The organism is Allomuricauda sp. ANG21, assembly GCF_040705235.1.
GTDB classification, from domain to species: Bacteria; Bacteroidota; Bacteroidia; order Flavobacteriales; family Flavobacteriaceae; genus Flagellimonas; species Flagellimonas marina.
Genome location: NZ_JBFCVT010000002.1, coordinates 37,258 through 61,609, shown reverse-complemented (window position 1 = coordinate 61,609; position 24,352 = coordinate 37,258). Strand labels below are relative to the sequence as shown.

Here is a 24,352-nt window from a genome sequence, read left to right as displayed (position 1 = left end):
TTAAACTTTTAGATAGCTTCCAATTATCACCAAGGGCGCAATTTCGAGTGCGCAAAGGTACAAAATAAAATAGACAAAATACGGAAACATAGCTTTTTGATAGTTCTTCAACAGCTTGACCACCCCTATGCCATTTATCAATAAAATTAAGATGATCGTAGTGTAAATTATGATTTTTGAGTCCTTGAAGATGTATATCAAAATTACATTGCTGATAAATAAAATGATGCTGCTATGGTTGAGATAAGAGGTTTTGTTGAACACCAATTCTGAAATGAGTTCTTGGGTATTGAAAACAAATCCGTTGATAAATTGCAATGCCAATTTGACTATTTGGAAAAGAACCACAAATAGTAAAACCAAGAAAAAAATAGTCATCGGGTTCCCGCTCGGTAAGGCATCAAAAGTGCTCAAGAACAGAAAAATGAAGAATGATAGGTTTATAGCTTGGAAAATGGTGAGCAGCACATGGAACCAATTGAACAATTGCCCTTTTTTCTTGTGCAGCAGCACGTACTTGTCATTGAAGGGAAGGATAACGAAATTGAGGAATTTGCTGTGGTTCAAATATTTGCCCAAGGCAAAAACCAACATGCTGATGAACAGCACCATGGTCATCCAATCCAATGAAAAAATGGTTCTCTCAATAGGGTTCATTCCGTCATCTTGATTGGTTTTCCATTGAGACCGGGAAGCAATCCATTTTCCGATATTCCGATTCTAAAATACCCAGGATTTTGCATTTTTGGCAGCGGAAGTTCAAATTCATAATAAAGCGTGTCCTTTGTCTTTAGAAATGAGGTTTTGGGATAGAGGTTTTGGACCTTCAAAGGCAACATTTCCTTAACTTGTTTGTGTTCATTGGAATAGGAGATAGTGTATTTCAATTTTTCCAAGGGAATATCAAAGGCATACGGATTATAGACCTTTAAGGAATGTTTTATTCCACTTTGTGCCTTGGTCACAATACATTCCAGCTTTCGGTACGATTGAAAATCCTCAATAAAATTCCCGTAAAAAACCGTACTGTCCAAGTGCATATAGTTTATATCCCCAGTTTTGCGATATTGACTTACATAGAGCACCTTTTTGCCTCTCACACGCTCTTCAGAATCATCAATGGAGTATTGGTTTTTTCGGTACATGTAATTGTTGAGGGAAAATGCGGGAATTCTGGAATAAAACTCATACATGGAAGCACGCCGGTACGAATTCTCAAAAATAACCGGTATCCCCCCTGCTTTTTCAGTGAGTTCTGCCACCCATTCCTTGTTTCCATGGGTTTCAAAAATCATCGGGAACAAGGGTCTATAAATCAACCATACGCGCGCATAGAAAAGAAGGATGGCACTCACCATTCCAATCCTGAACATCCATTTTCGACCTTTGGGATTTTCCAAAAGATAAGTAAAGGCAATAACAGCCATGGGAATTGAAATCACAATAGCCCATTGTGCCTGTACCCTTCGGTTAAAACTGGATATAAAAAAGAAAATGATGATACCGTACACCAAGAAAATCAATGCTTTTGAAAAGGTATCTGTAGCCCTGAACTTAAAAAAAGCGGCATATACCCAATAAAAAAGCAGTCCAATAATGATGATTAGGTTCAAGAAATACCCAAGGGTAAAGCCTTCAAACGAGTAGGCTTGGTTAGGGCGTTCATATAAATGAAAAGTGATGGAAACAAAATCGTTTTGGTACAGCCACACAAAATGGGGCATGTAGCACAGCAAAGCCAAAACCACGGCCACCCAAGCTTTTTTGTTGGTGATGAGCTTGATGTTGGACAGAAACACGAACAATATAACCAAGACCGCGTGGTATTTGCTGTACATCAATGCGGCCATGGTCAATCCCAAAAGGATGGTAGTCCAAGCCGAAGGTTCTTTCAAAAAGCGTTTGTATAGCCATAGAAACAAAGCCGTAAAGAATAACAGAGGGGTGTCTGGCAAGGTTAAGAAACCATAGGCATTCATTAAGGTAAAGGAGAATACCAATAGGAAAAAGTGAACTACATAATCCTTTTTCTTTGGATGGTCTACCAATAACCAAAGAATGAGGTACGTACCTGCCGAGAGCACACTGCTCATAAAACGAACCCCTAGTTCCCCATCAAACAAAAGGCCGCCCACTTTAATTAAAAAAGCCACCATCGGAGGGTGGTCAAAATAGCCCCAAGCCATGTTTTGGACATAATACCAGTAGTAAGCCTCATCATAAATGATTCCTGTAAAATAGCTCTGCACAAGGTTTAAAACAAAGAGAAAAGCCAGTAGAACAAGAAAGAGTCTGGGAAACTTTTGGGTCATTAAATGGATTTTAGATGGCGCAAAGTTACAAATATTGACCAAGAGCATACGGGTCTTTGAAGTAAGCTGTTATGGCTAACTAGAAAACCGTATTTTTACCCCCTAATCCAGTACGAATGGCAGACGGCTTGGTCATAATTCCCACCTTCAATGAGATTGAAAATATTGAGGCCATAACCAAAACGGTTTTTGACCTTAAGAAAGATTTTCACGTGCTTGTGGTAGATGACAATTCGCCCGATGGTACTGCTGATGCGGTCCGATCACTGCAAAAGGACTTTCCGGATAGGTTGTTCCTTGAAGTGCGAAAGGAAAAATCTGGTTTGGGAACGGCCTACATCCATGGATTTAAATGGGCATTGGAAAAAGGGTATGAGTACATTTTTGAAATGGATGCGGACTTTTCGCATCGCCCTGCCGATCTATCCCGTTTGCACCGCGCCTGTCTCAACGGAGCAGATGTTGCCATTGGTTCCCGATACAAAAAAGGCGTCAATGTGGTCAACTGGCCGTTGTTCCGAATTTTGTTGTCCTACGGAGCCTCTTTTTACGTGAAGTTCATTACGGGAATGAAGGTTCACGATCCCACAGCTGGCTTTATCTGTTATCGACGGAAGGTTTTGGAGACCATCAATCTGGACAATGTTCGGTTTATCGGCTACGCTTTCCAGATAGAAATGAAGTACAGGGCATACCTCAAAAAATTCAAAATAGAAGAAGTGTCCATCATTTTCACGGATCGGGTCAATGGAAAATCAAAAATGAACTCAGCCATAATCCGCGAAGCCATTTTTGGGGTCATTGCCATGAAGTTTAGGAGTATATTTTTCAAAAAGAACTTTTAGAAATGTCAAGAACGCTATTAAAAAATGCCAAAGTTGTCAATGAGAATCGCATTTTTGAGACCGATGTTTTGTTGGAAGGTGATTTCATTGCCCGTATTGCTACTGACATTTCGGATACCCATGCCCATGTCATTGATCTAGAGGGCGATCTATTGCTTCCGGGAATCATTGATGATCAGGTACATTTTAGGGAACCCGGTCTCACCCATAAAGGTACTATTTCCACGGAAAGCAGGGCTGCCATTGCTGGCGGAATCACCACTTTTATGGAGCAGCCCAACACCAATCCGCAGACGACCACCATAGAAAAGTTGGAAGAAAAATTTGCCATCGCCGCAAAGGATGCCTCGGCCAATTATTCCTTTCTTTTTGGTGGAACCAACGACAATCTGGAAGAGTTGAAACGTTTGGACAAAAATACATGTTCCGGTGTAAAATTGTTTTTGGGTTCGTCCACTGGAAACATGTTGGTGGATGATGAAGCCGTTTTGGAGAAGATTTTCAGCAATACGGAAATGGTGATTTCCGCCCATTGCGAGGATGAAGGAACCATTCGGGCCAACATGGCCAAATATCAAGAAATGTATGGGGAAGACATTCCTATTGAGCTTCACCCCATCATTCGGAGTGCTGAGGCCTGTTACCTTTCATCTTCCAAAGCCATTGCCTTGGCCAAAAGAACGGGAGCAAGATTGCATGTGTTCCATGTATCCACAGGAATTGAAACGGATTTGTTCACCAATGAAATTCCGTTGGAAGAGAAGAAAATTACCGCTGAGGTCTGCATCCACCATTTGTGGTTTTCAGATGCTGATTATGCGGACAAGGGCACGCTCATTAAGTGGAATCCTGCCGTAAAGACTGAGACAGACCAAGAAAAACTGTGGGAAGCGCTATTGGATGACCGTATTGATGTAGTGGCGACAGATCATGCGCCACATACCTTGGATGAGAAGAATAACCCCTATACCAAAGCACCTTCTGGCGGGCCATTGGTGCAACATGCGCTGTTGGCCATGCTTCAAAAAGAAAAGGAGGGAGTCATTACCTTGGAGAAAATGGTGGAGAAAATGTGCCATAATCCAGCCAAATTATTTGATATTGACCGAAGAGGATATATCCGGGAAGGGTACTATGCTGACTTGGTCCAAGTGAGCCGAAATTCCAAAGAAACCGTTAAAAAAACCAATATTTTCTATAAATGCGGATGGTCTCCTTTTGAAGGCATTACTTTTGACTCCAAAGTGCTGCGCACTTTTGTAAATGGACATTTGGCCTATGACCAAGGAATTTTTTCGGAAAAGAAAAATGCAAAACGACTAACGTTCAATCGGTAGACCATGAAAAAGACAATACTAATCTTTGTTGGACTTTTTTTTCTTGCATGCGGAGAGAAGGTGGTGGAAGAACCTGAAAACTTGATTCCAAAGGAAAAAATGACAGACATTCTTTACGATTTGGCCATTTTGAACGCCACAAAATCATCATTCTCCAGTGTTTTTGAAAAAACTGGTATTGACATTATGGAGTTTCTTTACGAAAAATATGATATAGACAGCATCCAGTTTGCAGAAAGTGATTTGTACTATGCTTCTGTTCCCCTACAATACCAATCCATTTATGAGGATATAGATGCAAGGATTGAAAGAAGAAAGGAAGCTATGGAAAAAGCAACCACAAGAAGGAATGACAGTATCCGAGAGGCGCAAAACAAAAGAAGGGATTCCATTAAAGCGCTACAAAAAGAGAAGGATTCCGTTACCCCTTAAATTTCTTACAGCAAAAGGCAATTGCCGCATCCAAGTCCTCAAATTTGAAATTAAGGGCGCCCACTAACTTTACATGGCTGTACATTTCTTGATGATAAAGTCCTTTTGTCATGGTTTTGGTCAATCTTCTTCTTTCTCCAAGTAAGTTACTTCGGAGCCAGTCCCATCGCCAAAATACTTCTAAAAGCCAAAACGGTATTTTTTTTGCTGGGGGTGCCACACCCAGTTGAGGGGCTATTTTTTGAAAAAGTTCTTCATGCGTAAGGTTCTCGTTGACCAAAATGAACCGTTCTTGGGCAATATTGGAGTCTATTAGCCTAATCATGGCTGACACCACATCGCTAACAGTAACAAAACCGGTGCCACCGGGAATAACGGACTTTTTACCCTTTGCTGCATATGTGAAAAAAGTTCCACTGCCCGATTTCCAAAAACCGGGACCAATAACCACACCGGGGTTTACTATAACAACACTCAGCCCTTCCTGCGAACCCCGCCAAACCTCCAACTCAGCATCGTGTTTTGTAATGGCATAGACAGAAGCATTGGTGTCGTTCCATTCGTTGTCTTCCTTCACCAAACTTTCCTTGGTACTTGAACCTATGGCCGCAATGGAACTTACATAACACAATTTTTTAATATCATGTTTTAAGCAAAGGTTTACCACGTTGGCTGTTCCTTCCACATTGATTTTGGCCAAAGCCTTGTACATTTTTGGATCAAAGGAAATCAAAGCAGCGCAGTGATAAACATAGTTTATGTCTTTAAAAGCAACTTCAAGGCCCGCAATGTCGGTGATATCTGCCTTAACCCATTCGATGCGCTCCAACAAAACCGAGGCTTTATCGGAATAATACCCAAAAACCTTGGCCACTTTGTTAAGGGTGTCCGCATTTCTATAGATTGCCCTTACCTTCTCTCCATCCTTAACCAAATGAAACAGTAGGTGCGAACCAATCAATCCAGTGCCTCCGGTAACCAATATCATGCAATAAAAGTACCTATTTGTATCGGATTTATTGAGGGAAGTGCCAAGTTCATTTTATATTTGCAGCTATCCTAAAAGACAATCATGACGAAGAATTTTGTTCAAGAACTACAATGGAGAGGAATGGTGCATGATGTAATGCCCGGAGCTGAGGAGCATCTTATGGAAGAGATGCGGGCCGCCTATGTGGGGATTGACCCAACAGCAGATTCCCTACATATTGGGCACTTGGTAAGCGTAATGATGTTAAGGCATTTTCAATTGGCCGGCCACAAACCGTTTGCCTTGGTGGGAGGTGCAACGGGGATGATCGGTGATCCTTCGGGGAAATCAGCGGAACGGAATCTTTTGGATGAAAAAACCCTTCGACATAACCAAGAGGCCATCAAGGGGCAGTTGAGTCGCTTTTTGGATTTTGAGAGTGATGCGGAGAATGCTGCGGTGCTGGTAAACAACTACGATTGGATGAAGGATTTTTCATTCTTGGGATTTATTCGTGATGTTGGAAAACACATTACCGTAAACTACATGATGGCGAAGGATTCCGTAAAAAAGCGTTTGTCTTCAGATGCCAAAGAGGGGATGTCCTTTACTGAATTTACCTATCAATTGGTGCAGGGGTATGATTTTCTATACCTCTACCAAAACCATGATTGTACGCTACAAATGGGAGGTAGCGACCAATGGGGGAACATTACCACGGGTACAGAGCTTATCCGTAGGATTGGTGGTGGAAAGGGTTTTGCCTTGACTTGCCCCTTGATCACCAAGGCCGATGGGACCAAATTTGGAAAAACTGAAGGCGGCAATGTATGGCTGGATGCCGAACGTACCTCACCCTATAAATTTTACCAATATTGGTTGAACACCTCAGATGAGGATGCTGAGAAGTACATCAAGATATTTACTTTTCTTGGGAAAGAAGAGATTGAAGGTTTGGTAGCGGAGCATACAGAAGCACCGCACCTACGAACGCTTCAAAAGAAATTGGCAGAGGAAATCACCACCATGGTCCATTCCAAGGAAGATTTGGAAAACGCCATGAAGGCCAGTGATATTCTTTTTGGTAAATCAACCTCCACCGATTTAAAACAATTGAACGAAAAGACCTTTTTGGATGTTTTTGAGGGTGTTCCACAAGCCCAAATCTCAATGAGCGAACTTACTCCAGGACTGGACATGATCGGAGCACTTGCGGCCAAGACCAATTTTTTGGGTTCAAATGGTGAGGCCCGTAGGGAATTAAAACAGAATTCCATTTCTGTCAATAAAGAAAAGGTAAAAGAGGATTATCTGATCACAGAAGATGATTTGATCAACAACAAGTTTGTTTTGCTGCAACGAGGCAAGAAAAACTATTTTGTGCTGGTGGTGGAGTAAAATGGAATTCCTAAAAGTGCCCCATTTGTCATTTTGAGCGAAGGCGAAAAATCCCAATAAGTTCTGTACAATGGATATGTACGCATTAAAGATTCTTCATTTCATTCAGAATGACACTTTTAGGGCACTCTTTTGTATCATGAAATAAAAGTAATTCCATATCGGCCACAAATCTCGGCCACTTTTGGAAAATCTGGTGGGCCAGGTGGTAGCGCTCCCAATTCTGCGAACATATTTTCCAGACCAGCAGGAAAAACGCTTAATATGGTTTTGCAATCTTGATCGCCAACCACTTTCCATGTGTGGGGCACATTTCTGGGAGCAAAGGCTAAATCCCCTGCCTTTAAAATGGTGGTTTCATCACCAACGGTTACCTCAAGTTCGCCCTCCAATACTTTAAAGATTTCATCCTCTTTGGTGTGTACATGGGGAGGAATCATGGTGCCAGGCGGGTTGACCTCTTCAATTAGTGAGAAGAGACCGTTGGTGTCCTCGCTGGTTAGTTTAAAGGTTTGTTGGTCTCCAAGGACATTTACTTTTTGGCCTTCTCCTTTTCGAACAATTTTTGGAGGTAGGTTTTCACCATCTTTTTCCCGTTTTGGTGAAAAATGGGCGAATGCCGGCAGGGATGCGAGGGCTGCCGCGGATAACGCCCCTCTTTTTAAAAATGCACTTCTGTCCATAATGTATTTGTTTGGTTACTCCCATAAGTTATAAAAACTTCTTACAGAACGTATTGAATCTACATGGTTGAACAATAAATATGTATAAACGGTAAAAAGGAAAACAAGGAGGAGATCTAGAACACCATCAAATTACAGCCCCGGATATCCGAATTGTCAAAACGGCCCATAATTTCAAAGGAACCATCTGAATAGGTTTTGCCCAAATCTTGGGTGGCAATAAAGGAGCAGGAGTACACATTGGCCAAATCAATAATATTTATTCCTCCGCTCTTCGTGTGCGATTGCAGGGTCAACGGGTCCTCGGTATCCCGAGTGCTGATTTTCATCCAAGGTGGTGCCTTAAAAATCCCATCTCCATGGGAATAGGCTTGTGATAAAAGTTCTGTCATTCCATATTCTGAATGAATATGGGGTATACCGAACGCATTTTTAAGAATTTGGTGTAATTCCTCTCGAATCAATTCCTTTCGCCTTCCTTTCATGCCTCCTGTTTCCATAATGGTGGTATTTTTTAATGCGAGTGGAGCTTTTTCCGCCAAATCCATTAAAGCAAAAGACACCCCAATCAACAGGGTTTTGGTTTGCTTTTTCTCCAAATCGATGAGTTTTTGGTGCAATGCTTGCAGATTATGGAGATAAAAACCACTATCTGGATGATTGGAGCGGGCAACCAGGTCATTCACCATATAGACCAAAGAGGAACCCTCGCGCTCCAGATAGGAGGGCAATAAAGCAAGAATGCAATAATCCTCAACAGGGCCATAAAACGTGGTAAAGCCTTTTCGGAAACTTTGCTCATAGATTTTTAGATCTGGAACATGGTGTTTACTTGTCGATGTTTGAGTGGTGCCACTGCTCTCAAAAATAGCTTCTGGGGATTTTGGACTAGAGGTTATTCTGTGGGACTTGAAAAACTCAATGGGCAGGAAGGGGATTTCTGAAGAATGGGTCACATGGGATGGCGATTTTTTCAAATGGTCGCAATAGGTTTTGTAAACCCTATTGTTGTGGTATTGAAACCTGAAAACTTCTAAGGTTACTGTCTCAAATTCCTGCGTATTTGAAATGGAGAAAATCTGTTGAATATCCATGTTGCCCATTGGGGCATAAAAGTACCCAAAAATAAAAGCCCTTCTGCAGAAGGGCTTTTAAAACAGCATGGTTATTATTTAACGACCAGTTTTCGGGTCATGGTTTTCTTTTTCTCGGTTACTTGGAGCACATAAACCCCAGGTACCAATCGAGATATATCCAACGTATTGGTGGCAATCCTGTCCGTTAGGACAATTTCTCCAAAGACATCAAAAATTTTTATCTCTTTATTGCCATTGGTTTCTGTAGTGATATAGATTTCCTCGCCATAAGCGGGGTTAGGGTACATTTTAAAACCCTTTAGCTCTTGTACTGGCTCAGTGTTGACACTGACCAACTCTTGACCGTAGGAAATTATAGGTAAAGCCATAATAAGAATAAAGTAGATTTTCTTCATACAAGCTGATTTGGGATCATGTGCAATGTAAAAATAGGTGAAGCTCAGCTCTACTGCCATAAATTGTTGTGAAACAGAAAAATATGTAGGTAAAAGCGTAAAATGTGTGGTTTAGCGCGGGGAAGAAAGTCCTAAAAAGGGTAAACTACTTGACAATAAGCTTTCTAGTGGCCATTTTATTGCCCTCAAATACCCGCAGAATATACACCCCTTTGTTGAGTTTTGAAAGATTGAGTTCTTTCCCTAGAATTGTGGTTTGAAGGACTTGGGTGCCCAACACATCAAAAATTAGGATTTGCTTAGGGGCATTTTCTGAGGTTTCGATAAATACCTTGCCTTGCGTAACGGGATTGGGATACAGCTTAAACCCGTCAATATCTGAACTCGAGGTACTTTCTTGTGAAAAACCAAGGGCACAGACAAAAAAGAAAATGACAAGGTAAAAGTGCTTCATAGAGTATTGATTACAAAGGCTATGCCACAAAGATATAAAAATATAAAAGTGGTGGTGTGCAGTTTGACGAAAAGGTAGTTTGAATTGATGAATAACGAAAAAAGCTCCCGATGATTCGGGAGCTTTTGTTATTTCAAGGGTAGTATCAAGATATTATTCGATACCAACGGTCCAATCTGCGGCCCAATCTGGTTGCGCAGCACCGGCACCGGCACCATCATTATCCCCAACTGTGAAGAAGTCCAAATTGGCTCCAGCATAGTTGGTATTCAAGAAGCCCATTGCAGTGGCATCGAACTGAATTGGGTTGATGGACAAGGCATCAGCTTCGATACGAGCGGCAGCTTCAGCATCTGTGCCAGTTACGTTGATACCTAAATCAACACCGCTTGTATAGAAGTTTGTGATCGTAAAGTTACCACCTCCCTCTTTGAAGAAAAGAGCACCTTCAGTAACAGGACCTACTACAGTGATGTTGCTCAAGGTAGTGGTGGTCACAGGAGTGGCATCTCCATCATCTCCGTTGTTTGAACCTTCAATACCAGCTTTAGCTCCACCAGCAATATACCAGAAGCTTCCATTACCGGCCCATCCATCAGCAAAGTCGATGGAATCATCACCACTTCCAATGGATACTAGGTAATTTCCATTTACGGTTCCTCCGAAGAACTCAATACCGTCATCACCTCCGTTGTACGACTGAACATACTCGAAAGTGGTTCCAGAACCAACACCGAACAAGGAAACCCCATTGAACTCTTTGTCGTTGGAGAATGTAGCACCTGTATACTCAACACGTAGGTAAGTGATGGAACCAGAATCATCATCGGCTGTGTTTCCACCGTAGGTAAGCTCACCTACCTCTGTGGTCACATCAACACCTTTATTGGTTGGCGCATCACCAGCGATTACCAATCCGCCCCAGTCACCTTGAGCAGGAGTTTCACTAGAAGAAGTCATAACAACCGGAGCAGCGGCTGTACCGTTGATAAAGATTTGAGCACCTCTTTCAACACCGATAAAAGCAGCCGTTCCACCAGAAGCTTTTATAGTTGTACCGGCAGGGATGGTCAAGGAACCTCCTTCTCTAACAATGAAAGCACCGGTAAGGAAATATTCTACGGAAGCATCCAATTCAACATCACCAGTTACTTCACCAGCCAAGTTTTCTTGGGTAGAACCACTATTATCAAGACCTATGGTCCAGCCAGAGGCCCAATCAGGAGAAGCGGCACCGTTTCCAGCACCAGTGGCAACACCTTCAGTATAGAAAGATTGGTTTGCACCTGTGTAACTTGTGGCAAGGAATCCTTCTGGAGTATCAGCAAATTGAATATTTGTAATGGCTAAATCACCTGCCTCTATACGAGTTGCAGCTTGTGCATCAGTTTCGGTCATGTTGATGCCTACTACGGCATTGCTAACGTAAAAGTTGTCAATGGTAAAGTTACCTCCTCCTTCTTTGAAGAAAAGAGCACCTTCATCACTGGTTGGGCCTACCACAGTAATATTGCTCAAAGTAGTGGTGGTCACAGGAGTGGCATCACCGTTGTCTCCATTGTTGGAACCTTCAATACCAGCTTTTGCACCATTGGCAATATACCAGTTGCTACCAGAACCAGTCCACCCATCGGCAAAGTCTATGGAGTCGTCACCACTTCCAATGGATACCAAGTAGTTACCATCTACAGTACCACCGAAAAATTCGATACCGTCATCACCTCCGTTGTAAGACTGAACATACTCGAAGGTAGTTCCAGAACCAACACCGAACAAGGAAACCCCGTTGAACTCTTTGTCGTTAGAGAAGGTAGCACCAGTATACTCAACACGAAGGTAAGTGATAGAACCAGAATTGTCATCGGCAGTGCTACCACCGTAGGTAAGTTCACCTACTTCTGTGGTTACATCAACACCTTTGTTGGTTGGTGCATCACCTGCAATGACCAAACCACCCCAGTCACCTTGGGCAGGAGAAGCAGCATCTGAAGTCATAACAACAGGCGCAGCAGCTGTACCATTAATAAAGATTTGTGCACCTCTTTCAACACCGATAAACGCAGCGGTTCCACCGGAAGCTTTGATAACGGTTCCAGCAGGAATGGTCAAAGAAGCACCAGCTCTAACAATGTAGGCACCTGTTAGGGTATAATCGTTTGAAGCATCCAACTCCGTGTCTTCGGTAACGTCATCAGAAAGTTCAACAGGAGGTTCAGGACATGCGTTGCAAGATCCACCACAATCCACACCGGTTTCATCACCGTTTTGGATGTTATCGGAACATGTAGCTACTGGGTCATCATCATCTGGCGTAGGGCCATTATCGTCGCTTGTACAGGAGACTATAAAAGCCATTGCAGCAAAGCTCAGCAAAAATTTGAAAAGTGATTTTTTCATAATTATAGTTTTAGATTTAAAAGATTCAGATTAATATTTACTTTGATTAGTAGTATTCGTTATTAAAATTTGTAGGTCAATGACAAACTAAAGTCAACTCCCTTTTTTAAAGAGAGGGCCGTGACGGGTCCGTCTTCCAAAAATCCAGGAATAGCAGGGTTTTCTGTATCCAAATCGCCTTCAGCATTCTCGTTCACACGCTCAATAGTTGGGTTCAGAAGGTTTCTCATGTTCAGTCCTATACCAAAATGGTCTCCAAGTTCCACTGCGGTAATCCAATCAAGGGTTACAAAACCTTTGTCAACCAAATGGCCCCTACCGGTGCTTCCCAAGGCATAGATGCGGTCTGAAAAATAATTTGCGGCAAGGGTTGTCCTTAGGTTTTTATTCTCAGAAAACTCCGTGTAATAGCTCGCATCAGCATTGAAAATAAAGTCAGATGCTCCTTGCAATGGTGCTTTTGTATTGGTGAAAGCAGCGGCGAAGATCGTTTCATCCGAAACCTTTTGGAAATCCAAATCTTGACTGGTGTTCAAGTAGGAAACATTACCACCTATGGACAGTCTGTCGACAAGAAAACTTTCAGCGGTTTCCCTTTCATTTTCAATAACGTCCAATTTCACTTCCAACTCGGCACCAAAAGCTCTGGCGTTGTCTCCTGTGTTTGCATAGCTTAAGTTGTTTGCGGCTGATACAACCAAAAATGAGTTGATTGGATTTTCAATAAACTTCCCAAACACGGCCAAGGATACCAACTCGCTGGATGTTGGGAACAGTTCCCATCTTAGGTCAAAATTGTAGTTGGTAGAATTCTGTAAAGCGGGGTTACCTTGGGTATCTTGGTTGATTTCCTCTTGAAAAAGAAAGGGAGCTCTTTCCTTAAATTGAGGTAAAGTATATGTTTTACTTGCGGCAAATCGTAGATTTTGCTTTTCGTTCAACTCGTATTTTAGAGCTAGCGAAGGTAAAAACTCAAAGGTATCCAACTCATTACTGTCATCCCCTTGAATTACAGTACTCCATTCTATAGTTTGATTGATTTGCTCTGCCCTGGCCCCTGCAAATAAGGTGAACTTAGGGGTAAATTTGTATTCCAATGTTGCATATCCAGCATTAATTTGCTGCTCACCACCATAGGTTTGTGGGTCTAAAGAACCTTCGGTTGATGCTGTTCCCCTAAAGGTACGTATCTGCCAAAGGCCAGAATCTGGGCCATTTTCTTCAAAATAAGCATCAATATTATAGGGGTCAACAAAAGGCTGATTGGCAACATTCAAAATTTGATAGTTGAACTGTGTCGCTTCAAAATCAACGTTTTTAAAACGTCCGTTGTAACCAATGGTAAATTTTCCATCAAAACCATCATCTTCATTCTTCTTGAACTTGAACGCAGTGGACAAATTCGCCGAAATCTCTTCTTCTTCCAATTCTTGGAAAAACCTATGGTTTGCTGAAGCAGCTGAAACCAGCCTAAATGATTTTGGCCCTTCTGGTTCATTATTGGTGAAGGGAAGTAAAGTGTTTTGACGACGATCTGGTATCAAGTTTTGAACAAAGTTGTAGCCCAGACCCCAGTTTACCTCAAATTTGTCGGTAACGTCATGACTCCCCAAAAGTTGGTGGACAATCAGTAAGGTCTTGTCAAAAGTATGGCGCTGTATAAAACCACCTCCATTGGGAGCATCATCTTCCCTGTCCAAGATACCATTGAATTCTTCATGCTTTTGTTCACTATTGTTGAGCAACAAAAAGTTGTACTTGAAGTCATTTGCGTTACCCAATCGTAATCCAACATTGCCCATTAAGGTTGTGGCGGTTTGGTAGCTGTATTTCTGATAATCAAAATCTGAGTTGGGCAATCCGGTTCCCAAGTTGGGAGCACCTCTGTTGACCCCTTCTCTGTACGAATTTCCATTGTTGAATGAACCCACTGCAAAGAAGTTCAACCTTGAATTTTCACCCAAGTTAAATGAGTTTCCTCCTTTAAGGGAAATATTGGAATTTATGGGAGTGCTTCGGGTTTCTCGGTCCCAGCTTGTATCAAAACTGTTATTGAAAGCTCCATTTGGAATGGATTTGTCGTAAAAACCGGAAAAATTCGGTCCATCAAACAGATAAAATTGGTCAACACCAATAGCTTCCGTATTCACTCCAGAACCCACACCAAGCTCCAAAAAACCTGAGCCAGTGTAGTTACGGGACACAATGTTGATGTTGGCACCACCAAAATCACCGTAGTTTTGTGCATTATACGTTTTGTCTATTCCAATGGATTCAATAATACTTGTTCCGAATAGGCTTAGATCAATATTCTTTTTGGCAGTATTGTTGGAGGGTAATGGAAGTCCGTTCAGGGTTGTAATGTTGAAACGGTCACCCAAACCACGCACATAAACGTTGTTGGAACCTTCTTCACGAGAAATCCCCGTGACTTTGGTTACAGCGGCGGCGGCGTCACTTGCACCTTTTCTGGCCAATTCTTGTGCACCAATTGAAGTTTCTAGGGTAATGGCTTTCTTTTGGTCCAAAAGCAAAGCAATTTCGGAGTCTTTTCTGGAAACAGTAGTCACTACCACTTCATCCAAAGCCAATCCAGATGATGCACTCATTGGTGCATTTACACTGGTTACTTTACCCGCTACCACCTCCACATTTGGAATTTCAACGGTTTCGTACCCTAAATAACTAAAGCTCAACGTGTACACTCCAGGTTCTACATTTGGAATTTCATACAACCCATCAAAATCTGAGGTTGTTCCTTTGGTTGTTCCTTTTATAAGAACATTTGCAAAGGCTAGAGGCTCATCATTAAGCTCTCTATCAGTCAGTTTACCTACGATGCTTCCCGTGGTATCCTGTGCTACCGCTTGCATTGTTACTGCAAGGGTCATAATCACTAAAAAATATTTCATTATCAGGTAAGTATTTGGCGCAAAGAACGCCACAGGCTGTAAAAGCGATGTTAGCTGTGTGTTAAGTGTTTATTTGAGAACCGTTACAATAATGTTATGAGATTAAATGAATGTTAAGCATTTATCCCGTTATAGTATTATCTTTACATTTGGGCGTTTAACTTAGAAATACCATCCCATGAAAACCAAGGACATTAAGATTTTACTTGTTGACGATGAACCTGATATTCTGGAGATTGTAAGCTATAATCTGTCTGCAGAAGGGTATGAGGTCTTTACCGCCAAAAATGGCGCCGAAGGTGTGGCAAAGGCCAAGAAGAAAGCACCACACTTGATCATCCTTGATGTAATGATGCCCGAAATGGATGGTATTGAAGCCTGTGAGCAGATTCGCAACACCCCAGGACTTGAAAATACCATCATTACCTTTTTAACGGCTCGTGGGGAGGATTATTCGCAAGTTGCAGGGTTTGATGCTGGTGCAGATGACTACATCACCAAACCCATTAAACCCAAGGTTTTGGTCAGTAAAGTGAAGGCTTTGTTGAGAAGGTTAAAGGAAGAAAAGAAGGAAGTTGAGGATATCGTCAAAGTTGGCAACATTGTGATCAACCGGGAAGAATATAAGATTATTAACGACGGGGAAGAAATTGTACTGCCCCGAAAAGAATTTGAACTCTTGTCGCTTCTTACCTCAAAACCCAGTAAAGTGTTCAAGAGAGAAGTGATTTTGGACAAAGTTTGGGGAAATGAAGTTGTGGTCGGTGGCCGTACCATTGATGTGCATATCAGAAAACTACGTGAAAAAATAGGGGATCATCACTTTAAAACTGTTAAGGGCGTAGGGTATAAGTTTGTTCTGTAATGGCCATTAAACTAAGGAAATCCTACAAATTTGCCTTAAGGTCCTCCCTCCTCATCACCACGTGTTTAACTGGATTGTTCGTTGCTTTTCTTTTGGACAATGGACCAATGAATTGGCCCTATGCCATCCTATTTTCATTATTGTGCTTTGTCATTTGCTTTACTATCCTTCAGATTCGGGTAGAACGGTTTATCTACAGGCGAATTAAAAAAATATATGACGACGTCTCTCTTTTGGAATCATCCACGTTTTCATCCAAACCGGTAACCACCGATATGAAAACCCTTACCGAAGAAATTGAAAAATTTGCTGAGGGAAAGAAAATTGAGATTGATACACTCAAAATCAGGGAAGAATACCGAAAGGACTTTTTGGGAAACGTGTCTCACGAACTCAAGACCCCACTTTTTACCGTACAGGGCTACATTCTAACGCTCTTGGATGGCGCCATGAAAGACAAAAAGCTTAGGGAAAAATATCTGGAGCGTGCCAGTAAAGGTGTGGAACGGTTGATTTATATTGTAAAGGACCTAGATTTAATCACCAAACTTGAAGTAGGGGGGCTTAAACTGGAGCGTACGGATTTTGATGTTATTGAGCTCATTAAAAATGTGTTCGACCTCCTTGAAATGAAGGCCGCGGAGAAGGATATCGCACTAACGTTTGATATGGAATACAACCAGCCCATCTACGTGAACGCCGACCGGGAAAAAATTCAGCAGGTAATTAGTAATCTCCTTGTAAACTCCATCAAGTATGGATATCCAAACGGCACCACCGAGGTGAGCGTGGAGAATTTAATCAAAAACAAGGTCATAGTTCGAGTAACGGATAACGGTGAGGGTATCCCAAAACAACACATCCCCCGACTTTTTGAGCGTTTTTACCGCGTAGATCAGAGTGGAAGTCGAAATGAAGGTGGCTCAGGTCTAGGATTGGCCATTGTAAAACACATTATTGAAGTGCATGGTGAAAAAATCTACGTGGAGAGTGAGGAAGATGTGGGCTCTGAATTTTCATTCACCTTGGAAAAAGCCGTAAACAAATCGGCAAAGTCAACTTCCGAATCAAACTGAGCCAATCCTTTAAAAGTATCCATCCGGGATAATTCCGCTAAAGTGAAACCATCTTGATCGCAGTAAGGCACTAGATTTTGCTTTTCCATACGTTTGGCCAAATATTCTTGCTCGTACTGCCCTGGAGTTGGGATAAAAAAAGCCTTTTTTTCCAATTTGGCTAAGTCCATCACCGTAGTATAACCCGAACGGCATAACACTTTGGCACTTTGGTTCAATGCGGTTTGCAGTTCGTGTGATTGCATAAAATTGATGTGCAATAAAGAACCTTTCTCAGTGGTGATTACCTCCTTGGTCTGGGATGCCTCAATTTTACCGCCCACAAAGAGAATATTTCCCTGAAACTGTTGAAGCTCACCTAAAAGTTTTTCCTCCAATAAGGTGCGCTGGGGTTCAGGACCGGAGAGTAAAACCATTAGGTCATAAATAAGAGGGACATCCATTTTTTCAAACCGACTCAACGGCCCCAAATATTTTATGTTGAGTTTGGATTTCTTCAAGTGGCCCAACTTTCCCGTTAAATTGGGCTTTCCTTCCACATCGGGAACCCAACACGCGTTGAACTTTTTTATGATTTTTTGATGGGCCTGTGAACTCATCCAAGTGGTATTGCCAGAAAGCACATTAAGCTGGTGGGTGATAAAAACACAAGGCACTTTTTTATAATACACCCCAAGCCTATTGTCCGAAATGATTCCGTCCAATTGATGCTCCTTTACCAACTTTTTAACCGCCTTTTTCTCTTTGGCTATGGCCTTGAGCACTTTGGGTGAATCCCATATCATTTTAATTTTAAAATTCTTCCCTTTTTCGGCATAGGTGATTTTGTATGAGGGCAATTCAAAAGAAGGTAAATCCGGGAATTCTTTCTGCAAAAGGGCCAAAGCAACCCCATCCGAAGCAATAAAAGGCTGGTGACCGTGTTCCAAGAGCGCATTAATGATGGGAATGCAGCGCGTGGCATGCCCCAGACCCCAATTTAATGGAGCTACCAAAATACGTTTCGAATTTTGCATAACAGCAAAAAAACAAAATCGAAATTGCTTGTAGATTTCCTTAGTTTTGCCAAAACATTAAATTTTTGCGCAAAAACACAGGTGGTGGGAAGTAAGAACAAGCTAAAACGGTTTAAGGAAAACGAAACGTTTGCCAATGTGGTGCAACCCACACGAGAGGAAGTTCTGTCGGGCTTCAAATTGAAGAACAACTGGGCCTCTTTTTTTAAGAACAATAATCCCATTATTTTGGAACTGGGTTGTGGTAAAGGCGAATATACTGTTGGTTTGGCCCAACGCAACCCAGACAAAAATTATATTGGAGTCGATATAAAAGGAGCGCGGTTTTGGCGCGGGGCAAAATCGGCCTTGGAGCAAAATTTGGATAATGTGGGGTTTCTTCGTACCCAAATTGAACTGATTGACCATATATTTGGGGAAAACGAGGTGGATGAAATCTGGATTACCTTTCCCGACCCACAGATTAAATACAAGCGCACCAAACATAGAATGACGAACCCTGTGTTTTTGGAACGATACAAAAGAATTCTAAAGCCAAACGGGATTGTAAATTTAAAGACCGATAGCGAGTTCATGCATGGTTATACCTTAGGGCTTTTGCAGGGGCTGGGGCATGAAATTCTATATGCTAATCATGATGTGTACAAGAATGAAGGAAGCCCTCCAGAAGTTTTGGAAATTCAGACTTTCTATGAAAATCAGTATCTTGATGCTGGAAAACCAATTACCTACATACAGTGTAGGATAAACTAACCAATGACCCATATCATCATCCTTTTTTTTGCCACATTTTCGGCTGCATTTATGGCTACCGTACCTCCAGGTCTGCTCAATATGAACGCAGCAAAGACCAGCGTGGAAAAAGGAAAACTGAATGGGATTATTTTCAGTTTGGGAGTTTCCTCCATGATAATGGTACAGGCCTATATTGCCGTAAATATCTCAAAATTTCTGTACCGTAACCCAGAGGTAATAGACCTATTGCTAAAAATAGCCATTGTGGTTTTTGCCTTTTTTGCCATCTATTTTTTTGTTGCCGCCAAACGAAACCGAGTCAAGAATTTTAAGAAGGTTAATGTCAGTAAAAAGAACAGTTTTTTTAAGGGGGTTTTACTTGCCGCACTCAACCTTTTGACCATTCCGTATTATAGTGGTTTAAATGCTATGTGGAACGAGGCAGGGTGGATAAAATTTGAGGCCAAGGATATCATCACTTTTGTGGTAGCCGCCGGCGCTGGAACTTTTTCTGTGCTCTACTTGTATACTTTTTATTTCGATAAATTAGAGACCAAAACCAATCGATTCTCGAAGAATTCCAACTACATTTTGTGTGCCCTGATGCTCGTACTCTTGGTAATCACCCTTTTTCGAATCTTTTATCGATAATATGGAGGAAGCTAATTTTTTTGATAAAGTATATGTAGTGGCCAGAAAGATTCCTTACGGCAGGGTTACTTCTTACGGAGCCATCGCCAAATATTTAGGCGCCGCCCGAAGCGCAAGAATGGTAGGTTGGGCCATGAACAATTCGTCAGCTAAAGACGTGCCTGCTCACCGAGTGGTGAATCGTGTTGGGGTGCTTACAGGAAAGCACCATTTTAGTGGAACCAATTTAATGCAGCAGCTACTTGAAAACGAAGGTGTAAAAGTTAAAGACAACCAAATTGTTGATTTCCAAAAGCATTTTTGGGACCCGGCTAAAGAACTTTAAAACCCAGGTGGATGCAATTCATCAAATTCTGTTTTTTCCTGAAAGGCCTTGGCCAATAGTAAAATACTGGCTTCATCATATAAATTGCCTACAACGGTCATGCTCGTAGGGTGGTTTTTCTTATCCAATCCCGTAGGGATGGCAATAACCGGATGCCCCGTTAAATTGGTGGCCAACAGTTGGTCGTTACCAAAACTCGGGGAAATAAGCACATCATAATCTTCCATTAAGTTCTGCATTTTTTCAATCAGCACTTGCCGATGGCGATTGGCCTGTAAGTATTCCACCGCAGGGATGAACCGGCTTTGCCTTAATGAATTGGCCCTGGAACGCTGGTCTTGCTCCACCATTAAATCCACTTCCCCAGAGCGTACCAATCCATCAAAAAAGGCACCTGCTTCGGCCCTTAAAATAATATCGAACCCACGGTATGGAATGCCGTCTGGCATTTCTACAGGGGTAGGCTGTATTCCCATTTCTTCCAATGTTTTTATAGCGGTCCGAAGATTATCACCACTTTCGGTAGTATCTTTTTCAATGTCCTTTTTTAGATAAGCCACCCTAAGTTCTGAAATGTCCTTGCCCCAATTCATGCCAAAAGGTAAATCCACTGTGGTCAGGTCTTTTTTGTCTTTTCCTTGGATTACGCTAAAAACAATGGCACAATCTTCTGCATTTCTTCCCATGGGGCCAACTTTGTCCATGGACCAGCTCAAACTCATGACCCCATGTCGGCTTACACGCCCGTAGGTAGGTCGAAGTCCCGTAATTCCATTTCGGGTGCTGGGTGAAGTAATGGAGCCCAAGGTTTCAGTGCCCAATGCAAATGGGACCAATCCTGCCGCGGTGGCGGAACCTGACCCCGCCGATGAACCGCTGGCACCCTGTTTTAAATCCCAAGGGTTTTTGGTCTTGCCCCCAAACCATACATCGCCCCGGGCCAAAGCCCCTGAAACCAGTTTAGCAACCAAAACGGCTCCGGCCTCTTCCAATTTTTTCACCACTGTAGCTGTTTCATTGAGCATTTGATTTTGATAGGGTGCCGCGCCCCACGTAGTGGGATATCCGGGAACAGCCATTAAATCTTTAGTACCATATGGGATACCATGCAATATGCCCCGGTATGTGCCATTTTGTATCTCATCATCGGCACGTTTGGCCTGAGCCAAAGCCAGACTATCCATAATGCTGATGCTACATTGCAATTCTGGTTGGTATTTTTTTAATCGGTCCAGAAAGAATTGGGTCAACGCTGTTGAAGTGATTTTTTGATGCTTGATCAAGGAGGCTAATTGCGGAATTGTATAAAAAGCCAGTGCGTCATAAGGTTTTGGAATTTCTACATTATCTGGAATTTCCCAAGCTCGATTTTCCATTTGTTGGGGCATCTCAAAACCAAAAGGAACGGGATCAAAACGGATTGCAGGGAAAACGTTATTGTCCAATGGGTATTTTCGGAGGGAATCGAAGCCTTCGCGGTTTCGTTTTAAATACGGATAAAGTGTATCCCTGCCCTGTTTTGCAAAGTGAATGCCGATAAGACGTTCTGATTTCTTGACATCCCTTTTGGTAAATTCCTGTTTTGAGGCACAGGAAAAGAGAAATAGTAAACCAAATAAGGGAAAAAAAGAGTGGATTTTAGACTTGAGAGGCATTTACGGTTGATTATTGGTCCATACGATGGTCTAAGCTACATTTTTTTCAAAAAATAGGGGCGCATTGAATTTTATTTCTATCAGCTTGCAATCAATATTTTTAAGCGGATTGAGACGGGACAAGACTTAATTACAAGGTAAAATGGGATGAAACTTCACATTATAGAGGCAAGTTGTTCTACCATATTGAATTTCAATGGACCAACTTCTTAATCTAAGACCTACGCCGTATCTTTGTAATTAAGAATCAGTACAAACGACTGCATATAAAATTAGGATTACATGAAGCTGAAAAAAGCAGACATTCTAAAGGCATTGGAAAAAATTTCCGCACCAGGTGATGGACAAAATATAGTAGAGAGCGGCGCAATTACCAATATTCAGGTTTTTGGGGATGAAGTAGAGGTGGATGTAACCATAAAGAACCCTAGTCTTCAAGCCAAAAAGAAGACTGAGGTGGAAATTTTAAAGTGTATCCACAGAGAAGTATATGAAAAGGCAAAGATTAAGGTCAACCTAAAGGTTGATGCTCCTGCCAAACCCCAAGTCAATCAAATAAAAGGCAGCCCTATTCCCGGAATTCAGAATATCATCGCCGTTGCTTCCGGTAAGGGGGGTGTAGGTAAATCTACCGTCACTGCAAATATTGCGGTCACTTTGGCCAAAATGGGCTTTAAAGTGGGACTTTTGGATACCGACATCTACGGACCGTCCATGCCTATTATGTTTGATGTGGCTATGGAAAAGCCACTATCCATCAACGTGGATGGAAAAGCCAAAATGAAACCCATTGAAAATTACGGGGTGAAGCTGTTGTCCATAGGATTTTTTACCCAACCCAACCAAGCGGTGATTTGGCGTGGACCTATGGCCGCAAAGGCACTCAATCAAATGATTTTTGATGCCCATTGGGGAGAATTGGACTTTTTATTATTGGATTTACCTCCGGGAACAGGTGATATTCACTTGAGCATAATGCAATCCCTGCCCGTAACCGGAGCGGTGGTGGTGAGCACTCCGCAAGAAATTGCATTGGCCGATGCCCGAAAAGGGGTGGCCATGTTCCAACAAGAGTCCATAAACGTACCTGTACTGGGCATAGTGGAAAACATGGCCTATTTTACGCCCGAAGAGCTGCCTAACAACAAATACCATATCTTTGGAGAAAATGGTGCCAAAAACTTGGCGGAAGATTTAGATGTGCCATTCTTAGGAGAAATTCCTTTGGTGCAAAGTATTCGCGAAGCCGGCGATGTAGGAAGACCAGCTGCATTGCAAACGGCTACACCTTCGGAGGAGGCCTTTGAGGAGTTGACGAAGAATGTGGTAAGTGAGTTGGTAAAACGGAATACCGATTTGCCACCCACTGAAGCAATAAAAATTACAACAATGGCTGGTTGTGTCGCCGTTAAAAAGAAATGAGCATGACAACAATGACATCAGAAGAAATAAGGAGCAATGTAGAGAAAGCATTGGAAGAAATCAGGCCTTTCCTTCAAAGCGATGGAGGTGATATCACATTGATTTCAATAGACAACGATAATTCAGTGAAAGTTCGGTTGGAGGGCAACTGCATCGGCTGTAGTGTCAATCAAATGACCTTAAAAAGTGGTGTGGAAATGACCATCAAAAAATACGCCCCTCAAATAGAGGAAGTCATCAATGTGAGCTAACTGATAAAAATCATGAATCCTTCCTGGAGCAACAAATATGTTGCATTTCCAAAAACTATTGTTACATGATTCAGACCGACATACTCATTATTGGAGCGGGACCTACGGGTCTCTTTGCTGTTTTTGAAGCTGGCCTGTTGCAACTCAAATGCCATTTAATTGATGCCTTGCCCCAACCCGGGGGTCAATGCGCCGAAATATATCCCAAAAAACCGATCTACGATATTCCCGGTTATCCAGAAGTACTGGCCGGAGAATTGGTGGATAATTTGATGGAGCAAATCAAGCCGTTTCAGCCCGGATTTACCCTAGGTGAACGTGCGGAGACCATTGAAAAATTGGAAGATGGTTCTTTTGTGGTAACCACAAACAAGGGCACAAAGCATCAAGCGCCCGTGATTGCCATTGCCGGGGGATTGGGAAGTTTTGAGCCCAGAAAACCTTTGTTAGACAACCTTTCGGATTATGAGGAGAATGGTGTGGCCTATATGATCAAGGAACCGGAAATCTATCGCGGTAAAAAAGTGCTGATTGCCGGTGGAGGCGATTCCGCTTTGGATTGGTCCATTTTCTTGGCCGATGTGGCCGATGAGGTAACGTTGGTACATCGGCGTAATGAATTTAGAGGTGCGTTGGATTCCGTTGAAAAAGTACAGCAACTTAAAAATGAAGGGAAAATCAGTTTGATCACACCAGCCGAAGTCGTGGCACTCCATGGGGAAGGAAAATTGGACAAAGTAACGGTCAAGAAAACAGACGCATCAGAAGAATTGCAGATTAATGTTGACCATTTTATCCCGCTTTTTGGACTTTCCCCAAAGTTGGGCCCCATTGCCGATTGGGGGTTGGAAATCGAAAAAAATGCGATAAAAGTCGATAATTCGCTAGACTATCAAACCAATATACCCGGTATTTACGCCATTGGTGATGTGAATACCTATCCTGGAAAATTAAAATTGATTCTGTGCGGGTTTCATGAAGCGACCTTGATGTGCCAAAGTGCCTACCAACGTATTCATCCAGATAAGAAATATGTCATGAAATATACCACTGTTGGTGGCGTAACCGGATTTGACGGAAGTAAAAAAGAGGCGCCAAAAGCAGTAGTCAAAGCAATTAATTAG

General features: G+C 42.2%; 23 protein-coding genes. 12 read left to right on the top strand and 11 right to left on the bottom strand.

Features of this window, described 5'->3' with window-relative positions:
- Together AB1A65_RS02560 and AB1A65_RS02555 are read right to left on the bottom strand one after the other, a co-directional pair.
- Nucleotides 1–657 (bottom strand): DUF4271 domain-containing protein, encoded by a 657-nt coding sequence (locus AB1A65_RS02560; protein WP_366585334.1) that lies wholly within the window; start codon nucleotides 655–657, stop codon nucleotides 1–3.
- A complete protein-coding gene (locus AB1A65_RS02555) occupies nucleotides 654–2,312 on the bottom strand; it encodes a glycosyltransferase family 39 protein (protein WP_366585332.1) in 1,659 nt (552 codons plus the stop codon). The genes AB1A65_RS02560 and AB1A65_RS02555 overlap by 4 nt, the downstream gene beginning before the upstream one ends.
- 116 nt (nucleotides 2,313–2,428) lie before the next feature.
- Here AB1A65_RS02555 and AB1A65_RS02550 point away from each other — a divergent pair, with 116 nt between their 5' ends.
- The 3 genes from AB1A65_RS02550 to AB1A65_RS02540 are packed head-to-tail and all read left to right on the top strand — an operon-like array spanning nucleotide 2,429 to nucleotide 4,926.
- Nucleotides 2,429–3,157, top strand: a complete 729-nt coding sequence (locus AB1A65_RS02550; protein WP_366585330.1) for a polyprenol monophosphomannose synthase — start codon at nucleotides 2,429–2,431, stop codon at nucleotides 3,155–3,157.
- 2 nt (nucleotides 3,158–3,159) lie between these two features.
- Complete coding sequence (locus AB1A65_RS02545) at nucleotides 3,160–4,494, top strand: dihydroorotase (protein WP_366585328.1); 1,335 nt, start codon at nucleotides 3,160–3,162, stop codon at nucleotides 4,492–4,494.
- 3 nt (nucleotides 4,495–4,497) lie between these two features.
- Complete coding sequence (locus AB1A65_RS02540) at nucleotides 4,498–4,926, top strand: DUF4296 domain-containing protein (protein WP_366585326.1); 429 nt, start codon at nucleotides 4,498–4,500, stop codon at nucleotides 4,924–4,926.
- Here AB1A65_RS02540 and AB1A65_RS02535 read toward each other — a convergent pair.
- Entirely contained in the window at nucleotides 4,916–5,914 is a 999-nt protein-coding gene (locus AB1A65_RS02535) for an SDR family NAD(P)-dependent oxidoreductase (protein ID WP_366585324.1), read from the bottom strand. The two genes, AB1A65_RS02540 and AB1A65_RS02535, sit on opposite strands and share 11 nt — an antisense overlap.
- A gap of 84 nt (nucleotides 5,915–5,998) precedes the next feature.
- Between AB1A65_RS02535 and tyrS the strand changes: the two genes are divergently transcribed.
- Nucleotides 5,999–7,294 (top strand): tyrosine--tRNA ligase, encoded by a 1,296-nt coding sequence (tyrS, locus tag AB1A65_RS02530; RefSeq protein ID WP_366585323.1) that lies wholly within the window; start codon nucleotides 5,999–6,001, stop codon nucleotides 7,292–7,294.
- A 137-nt stretch (nucleotides 7,295–7,431) separates the two neighbouring features.
- On the opposite strand, the gene AB1A65_RS02525 is transcribed toward tyrS, so the two are convergent.
- The 6 genes from AB1A65_RS02525 to AB1A65_RS02500 form a co-directional block, all read right to left on the bottom strand.
- Nucleotides 7,432–7,977, bottom strand: a complete 546-nt coding sequence (locus tag AB1A65_RS02525) for a quercetin 2,3-dioxygenase (protein ID WP_366585321.1) — start codon at nucleotides 7,975–7,977, stop codon at nucleotides 7,432–7,434.
- A 116-nt stretch (nucleotides 7,978–8,093) separates the two neighbouring features.
- Complete coding sequence (locus AB1A65_RS02520) at nucleotides 8,094–9,071, bottom strand: acyl transferase (RefSeq protein ID WP_366585319.1); 978 nt, start codon at nucleotides 9,069–9,071, stop codon at nucleotides 8,094–8,096.
- A 74-nt stretch (nucleotides 9,072–9,145) separates the two neighbouring features.
- The gene (locus tag AB1A65_RS02515; protein WP_366585317.1) at nucleotides 9,146–9,469 is read right to left on the bottom strand and encodes a T9SS type A sorting domain-containing protein; all 324 of its coding nucleotides are present in this window, start codon (nucleotides 9,467–9,469) and stop codon (nucleotides 9,146–9,148) included.
- A 145-nt stretch (nucleotides 9,470–9,614) separates the two neighbouring features.
- The gene (locus AB1A65_RS02510) at nucleotides 9,615–9,923 is read right to left on the bottom strand and encodes a T9SS type A sorting domain-containing protein (RefSeq protein WP_366585315.1); all 309 of its coding nucleotides are present in this window, start codon (nucleotides 9,921–9,923) and stop codon (nucleotides 9,615–9,617) included.
- Nucleotides 9,924–10,076: 153 nt separating this feature from the next.
- On the bottom strand, nucleotides 10,077–12,320 hold the full coding sequence (locus tag AB1A65_RS02505) for a hypothetical protein (RefSeq protein WP_366585313.1): 2,244 nt from the start codon (nucleotides 12,318–12,320) through the stop codon (nucleotides 10,077–10,079).
- A gap of 62 nt (nucleotides 12,321–12,382) precedes the next feature.
- On the bottom strand, nucleotides 12,383–15,232 hold the full coding sequence (locus AB1A65_RS02500) for a TonB-dependent receptor (RefSeq protein ID WP_366585311.1): 2,850 nt from the start codon (nucleotides 15,230–15,232) through the stop codon (nucleotides 12,383–12,385).
- Between the two features lie 178 nt (nucleotides 15,233–15,410).
- Between AB1A65_RS02500 and AB1A65_RS02495 the strand changes: the two genes are divergently transcribed.
- Complete coding sequence (locus AB1A65_RS02495) at nucleotides 15,411–16,097, top strand: response regulator transcription factor (RefSeq protein ID WP_366585309.1); 687 nt, start codon at nucleotides 15,411–15,413, stop codon at nucleotides 16,095–16,097.
- Complete coding sequence (locus tag AB1A65_RS02490; protein ID WP_366585307.1) at nucleotides 16,097–17,173, top strand: ATP-binding protein; 1,077 nt, start codon at nucleotides 16,097–16,099, stop codon at nucleotides 17,171–17,173. The genes AB1A65_RS02495 and AB1A65_RS02490 overlap by 1 nt, the downstream gene beginning before the upstream one ends.
- On the opposite strand, the gene AB1A65_RS02485 is transcribed toward AB1A65_RS02490, so the two are convergent.
- Nucleotides 17,077–18,189 carry a glycosyltransferase gene (locus AB1A65_RS02485; RefSeq protein WP_366585305.1) on the bottom strand — a complete coding sequence of 371 codons (1,113 nt, stop codon included), beginning with the start codon at nucleotides 18,187–18,189 and terminating at the stop codon, nucleotides 17,077–17,079. The genes AB1A65_RS02490 and AB1A65_RS02485 overlap by 97 nt on opposite strands.
- An 84-nt stretch (nucleotides 18,190–18,273) precedes the next feature.
- On the opposite strand from AB1A65_RS02485, the gene trmB reads away from it, so the two are divergent.
- The 3 genes from trmB to AB1A65_RS02470 are packed head-to-tail and all read left to right on the top strand — an operon-like array spanning nucleotide 18,274 to nucleotide 19,900.
- On the top strand, nucleotides 18,274–18,942 hold the full coding sequence (trmB, locus tag AB1A65_RS02480; protein WP_366585304.1) for a tRNA (guanosine(46)-N7)-methyltransferase TrmB: 669 nt from the start codon (nucleotides 18,274–18,276) through the stop codon (nucleotides 18,940–18,942).
- 3 nt (nucleotides 18,943–18,945) lie between these two features.
- Entirely contained in the window at nucleotides 18,946–19,575 is a 630-nt protein-coding gene (locus tag AB1A65_RS02475; protein WP_366585302.1) for a LysE family transporter, read from the top strand.
- A 1-nt stretch (nucleotide 19,576) separates the two neighbouring features.
- Nucleotides 19,577–19,900: an MGMT family protein gene (locus tag AB1A65_RS02470; protein ID WP_366585300.1), complete on the top strand. Its 324-nt coding sequence runs from the start codon at nucleotides 19,577–19,579 to the stop codon at nucleotides 19,898–19,900.
- Here the strand turns inward: AB1A65_RS02470 and AB1A65_RS02465 are convergent.
- Complete coding sequence (locus AB1A65_RS02465) at nucleotides 19,897–21,555, bottom strand: amidase (protein ID WP_366585298.1); 1,659 nt, start codon at nucleotides 21,553–21,555, stop codon at nucleotides 19,897–19,899. The genes AB1A65_RS02470 and AB1A65_RS02465 overlap by 4 nt on opposite strands.
- A gap of 282 nt (nucleotides 21,556–21,837) precedes the next feature.
- On the opposite strand from AB1A65_RS02465, the gene AB1A65_RS02460 reads away from it, so the two are divergent.
- From AB1A65_RS02460 to AB1A65_RS02450, 3 genes are all read left to right on the top strand, one after another.
- Complete coding sequence (locus AB1A65_RS02460) at nucleotides 21,838–22,977, top strand: Mrp/NBP35 family ATP-binding protein (RefSeq protein WP_366585296.1); 1,140 nt, start codon at nucleotides 21,838–21,840, stop codon at nucleotides 22,975–22,977.
- A gap of 11 nt (nucleotides 22,978–22,988) precedes the next feature.
- Nucleotides 22,989–23,228, top strand: a complete 240-nt coding sequence (locus tag AB1A65_RS02455) for a NifU family protein (RefSeq protein WP_366587032.1) — start codon at nucleotides 22,989–22,991, stop codon at nucleotides 23,226–23,228.
- 65 nt (nucleotides 23,229–23,293) lie between these two features.
- Nucleotides 23,294–24,352, top strand: a complete 1,059-nt coding sequence (locus tag AB1A65_RS02450) for an NAD(P)/FAD-dependent oxidoreductase (protein WP_366585294.1) — start codon at nucleotides 23,294–23,296, stop codon at nucleotides 24,350–24,352.

What these genes read in the sequence shown, in the direction of transcription:
- AB1A65_RS02560 (WP_366585334.1), bottom strand. Translation starts at nt 657, where the DNA reads ATGAACCCTATTGAGAGAACCATTTTTTCATTGGATTGGATGACCATG.
- AB1A65_RS02555 (WP_366585332.1), bottom strand. Translation starts at nt 2,312, where the DNA reads ATGACCCAAAAGTTTCCCAGACTCTTTCTTGTTCTACTGGCTTTTCTC.
- AB1A65_RS02550 (WP_366585330.1), top strand. Translation starts at nt 2,429, where the DNA reads ATGGCAGACGGCTTGGTCATAATTCCCACCTTCAATGAGATTGAAAAT.
- AB1A65_RS02545 (WP_366585328.1), top strand. Translation starts at nt 3,160, where the DNA reads ATGTCAAGAACGCTATTAAAAAATGCCAAAGTTGTCAATGAGAATCGC.
- AB1A65_RS02540 (WP_366585326.1), top strand. Translation starts at nt 4,498, where the DNA reads ATGAAAAAGACAATACTAATCTTTGTTGGACTTTTTTTTCTTGCATGC.
- AB1A65_RS02535 (WP_366585324.1), bottom strand. Translation starts at nt 5,914, where the DNA reads ATGATATTGGTTACCGGAGGCACTGGATTGATTGGTTCGCACCTACTG.
- tyrS (WP_366585323.1), top strand. Translation starts at nt 5,999, where the DNA reads ATGACGAAGAATTTTGTTCAAGAACTACAATGGAGAGGAATGGTGCAT.
- AB1A65_RS02525 (WP_366585321.1), bottom strand. Translation starts at nt 7,977, where the DNA reads ATGGACAGAAGTGCATTTTTAAAAAGAGGGGCGTTATCCGCGGCAGCC.
- AB1A65_RS02520 (WP_366585319.1), bottom strand. Translation starts at nt 9,071, where the DNA reads ATGGATATTCAACAGATTTTCTCCATTTCAAATACGCAGGAATTTGAG.
- AB1A65_RS02515 (WP_366585317.1), bottom strand. Translation starts at nt 9,469, where the DNA reads ATGAAGAAAATCTACTTTATTCTTATTATGGCTTTACCTATAATTTCC.
- AB1A65_RS02510 (WP_366585315.1), bottom strand. Translation starts at nt 9,923, where the DNA reads ATGAAGCACTTTTACCTTGTCATTTTCTTTTTTGTCTGTGCCCTTGGT.
- AB1A65_RS02505 (WP_366585313.1), bottom strand. Translation starts at nt 12,320, where the DNA reads ATGAAAAAATCACTTTTCAAATTTTTGCTGAGCTTTGCTGCAATGGCT.
- AB1A65_RS02500 (WP_366585311.1), bottom strand. Translation starts at nt 15,232, where the DNA reads ATGAAATATTTTTTAGTGATTATGACCCTTGCAGTAACAATGCAAGCG.
- AB1A65_RS02495 (WP_366585309.1), top strand. Translation starts at nt 15,411, where the DNA reads ATGAAAACCAAGGACATTAAGATTTTACTTGTTGACGATGAACCTGAT.
- AB1A65_RS02490 (WP_366585307.1), top strand. Translation starts at nt 16,097, where the DNA reads ATGGCCATTAAACTAAGGAAATCCTACAAATTTGCCTTAAGGTCCTCC.
- AB1A65_RS02485 (WP_366585305.1), bottom strand. Translation starts at nt 18,189, where the DNA reads ATGCAAAATTCGAAACGTATTTTGGTAGCTCCATTAAATTGGGGTCTG.
- AB1A65_RS02475 (WP_366585302.1), top strand. Translation starts at nt 18,946, where the DNA reads ATGACCCATATCATCATCCTTTTTTTTGCCACATTTTCGGCTGCATTT.
- AB1A65_RS02470 (WP_366585300.1), top strand. Translation starts at nt 19,577, where the DNA reads ATGGAGGAAGCTAATTTTTTTGATAAAGTATATGTAGTGGCCAGAAAG.
- AB1A65_RS02465 (WP_366585298.1), bottom strand. Translation starts at nt 21,555, where the DNA reads ATGCCTCTCAAGTCTAAAATCCACTCTTTTTTTCCCTTATTTGGTTTA.
- AB1A65_RS02460 (WP_366585296.1), top strand. Translation starts at nt 21,838, where the DNA reads ATGAAGCTGAAAAAAGCAGACATTCTAAAGGCATTGGAAAAAATTTCC.
- AB1A65_RS02455 (WP_366587032.1), top strand. Translation starts at nt 22,989, where the DNA reads ATGACATCAGAAGAAATAAGGAGCAATGTAGAGAAAGCATTGGAAGAA.
- AB1A65_RS02450 (WP_366585294.1), top strand. Translation starts at nt 23,294, where the DNA reads ATGATTCAGACCGACATACTCATTATTGGAGCGGGACCTACGGGTCTC.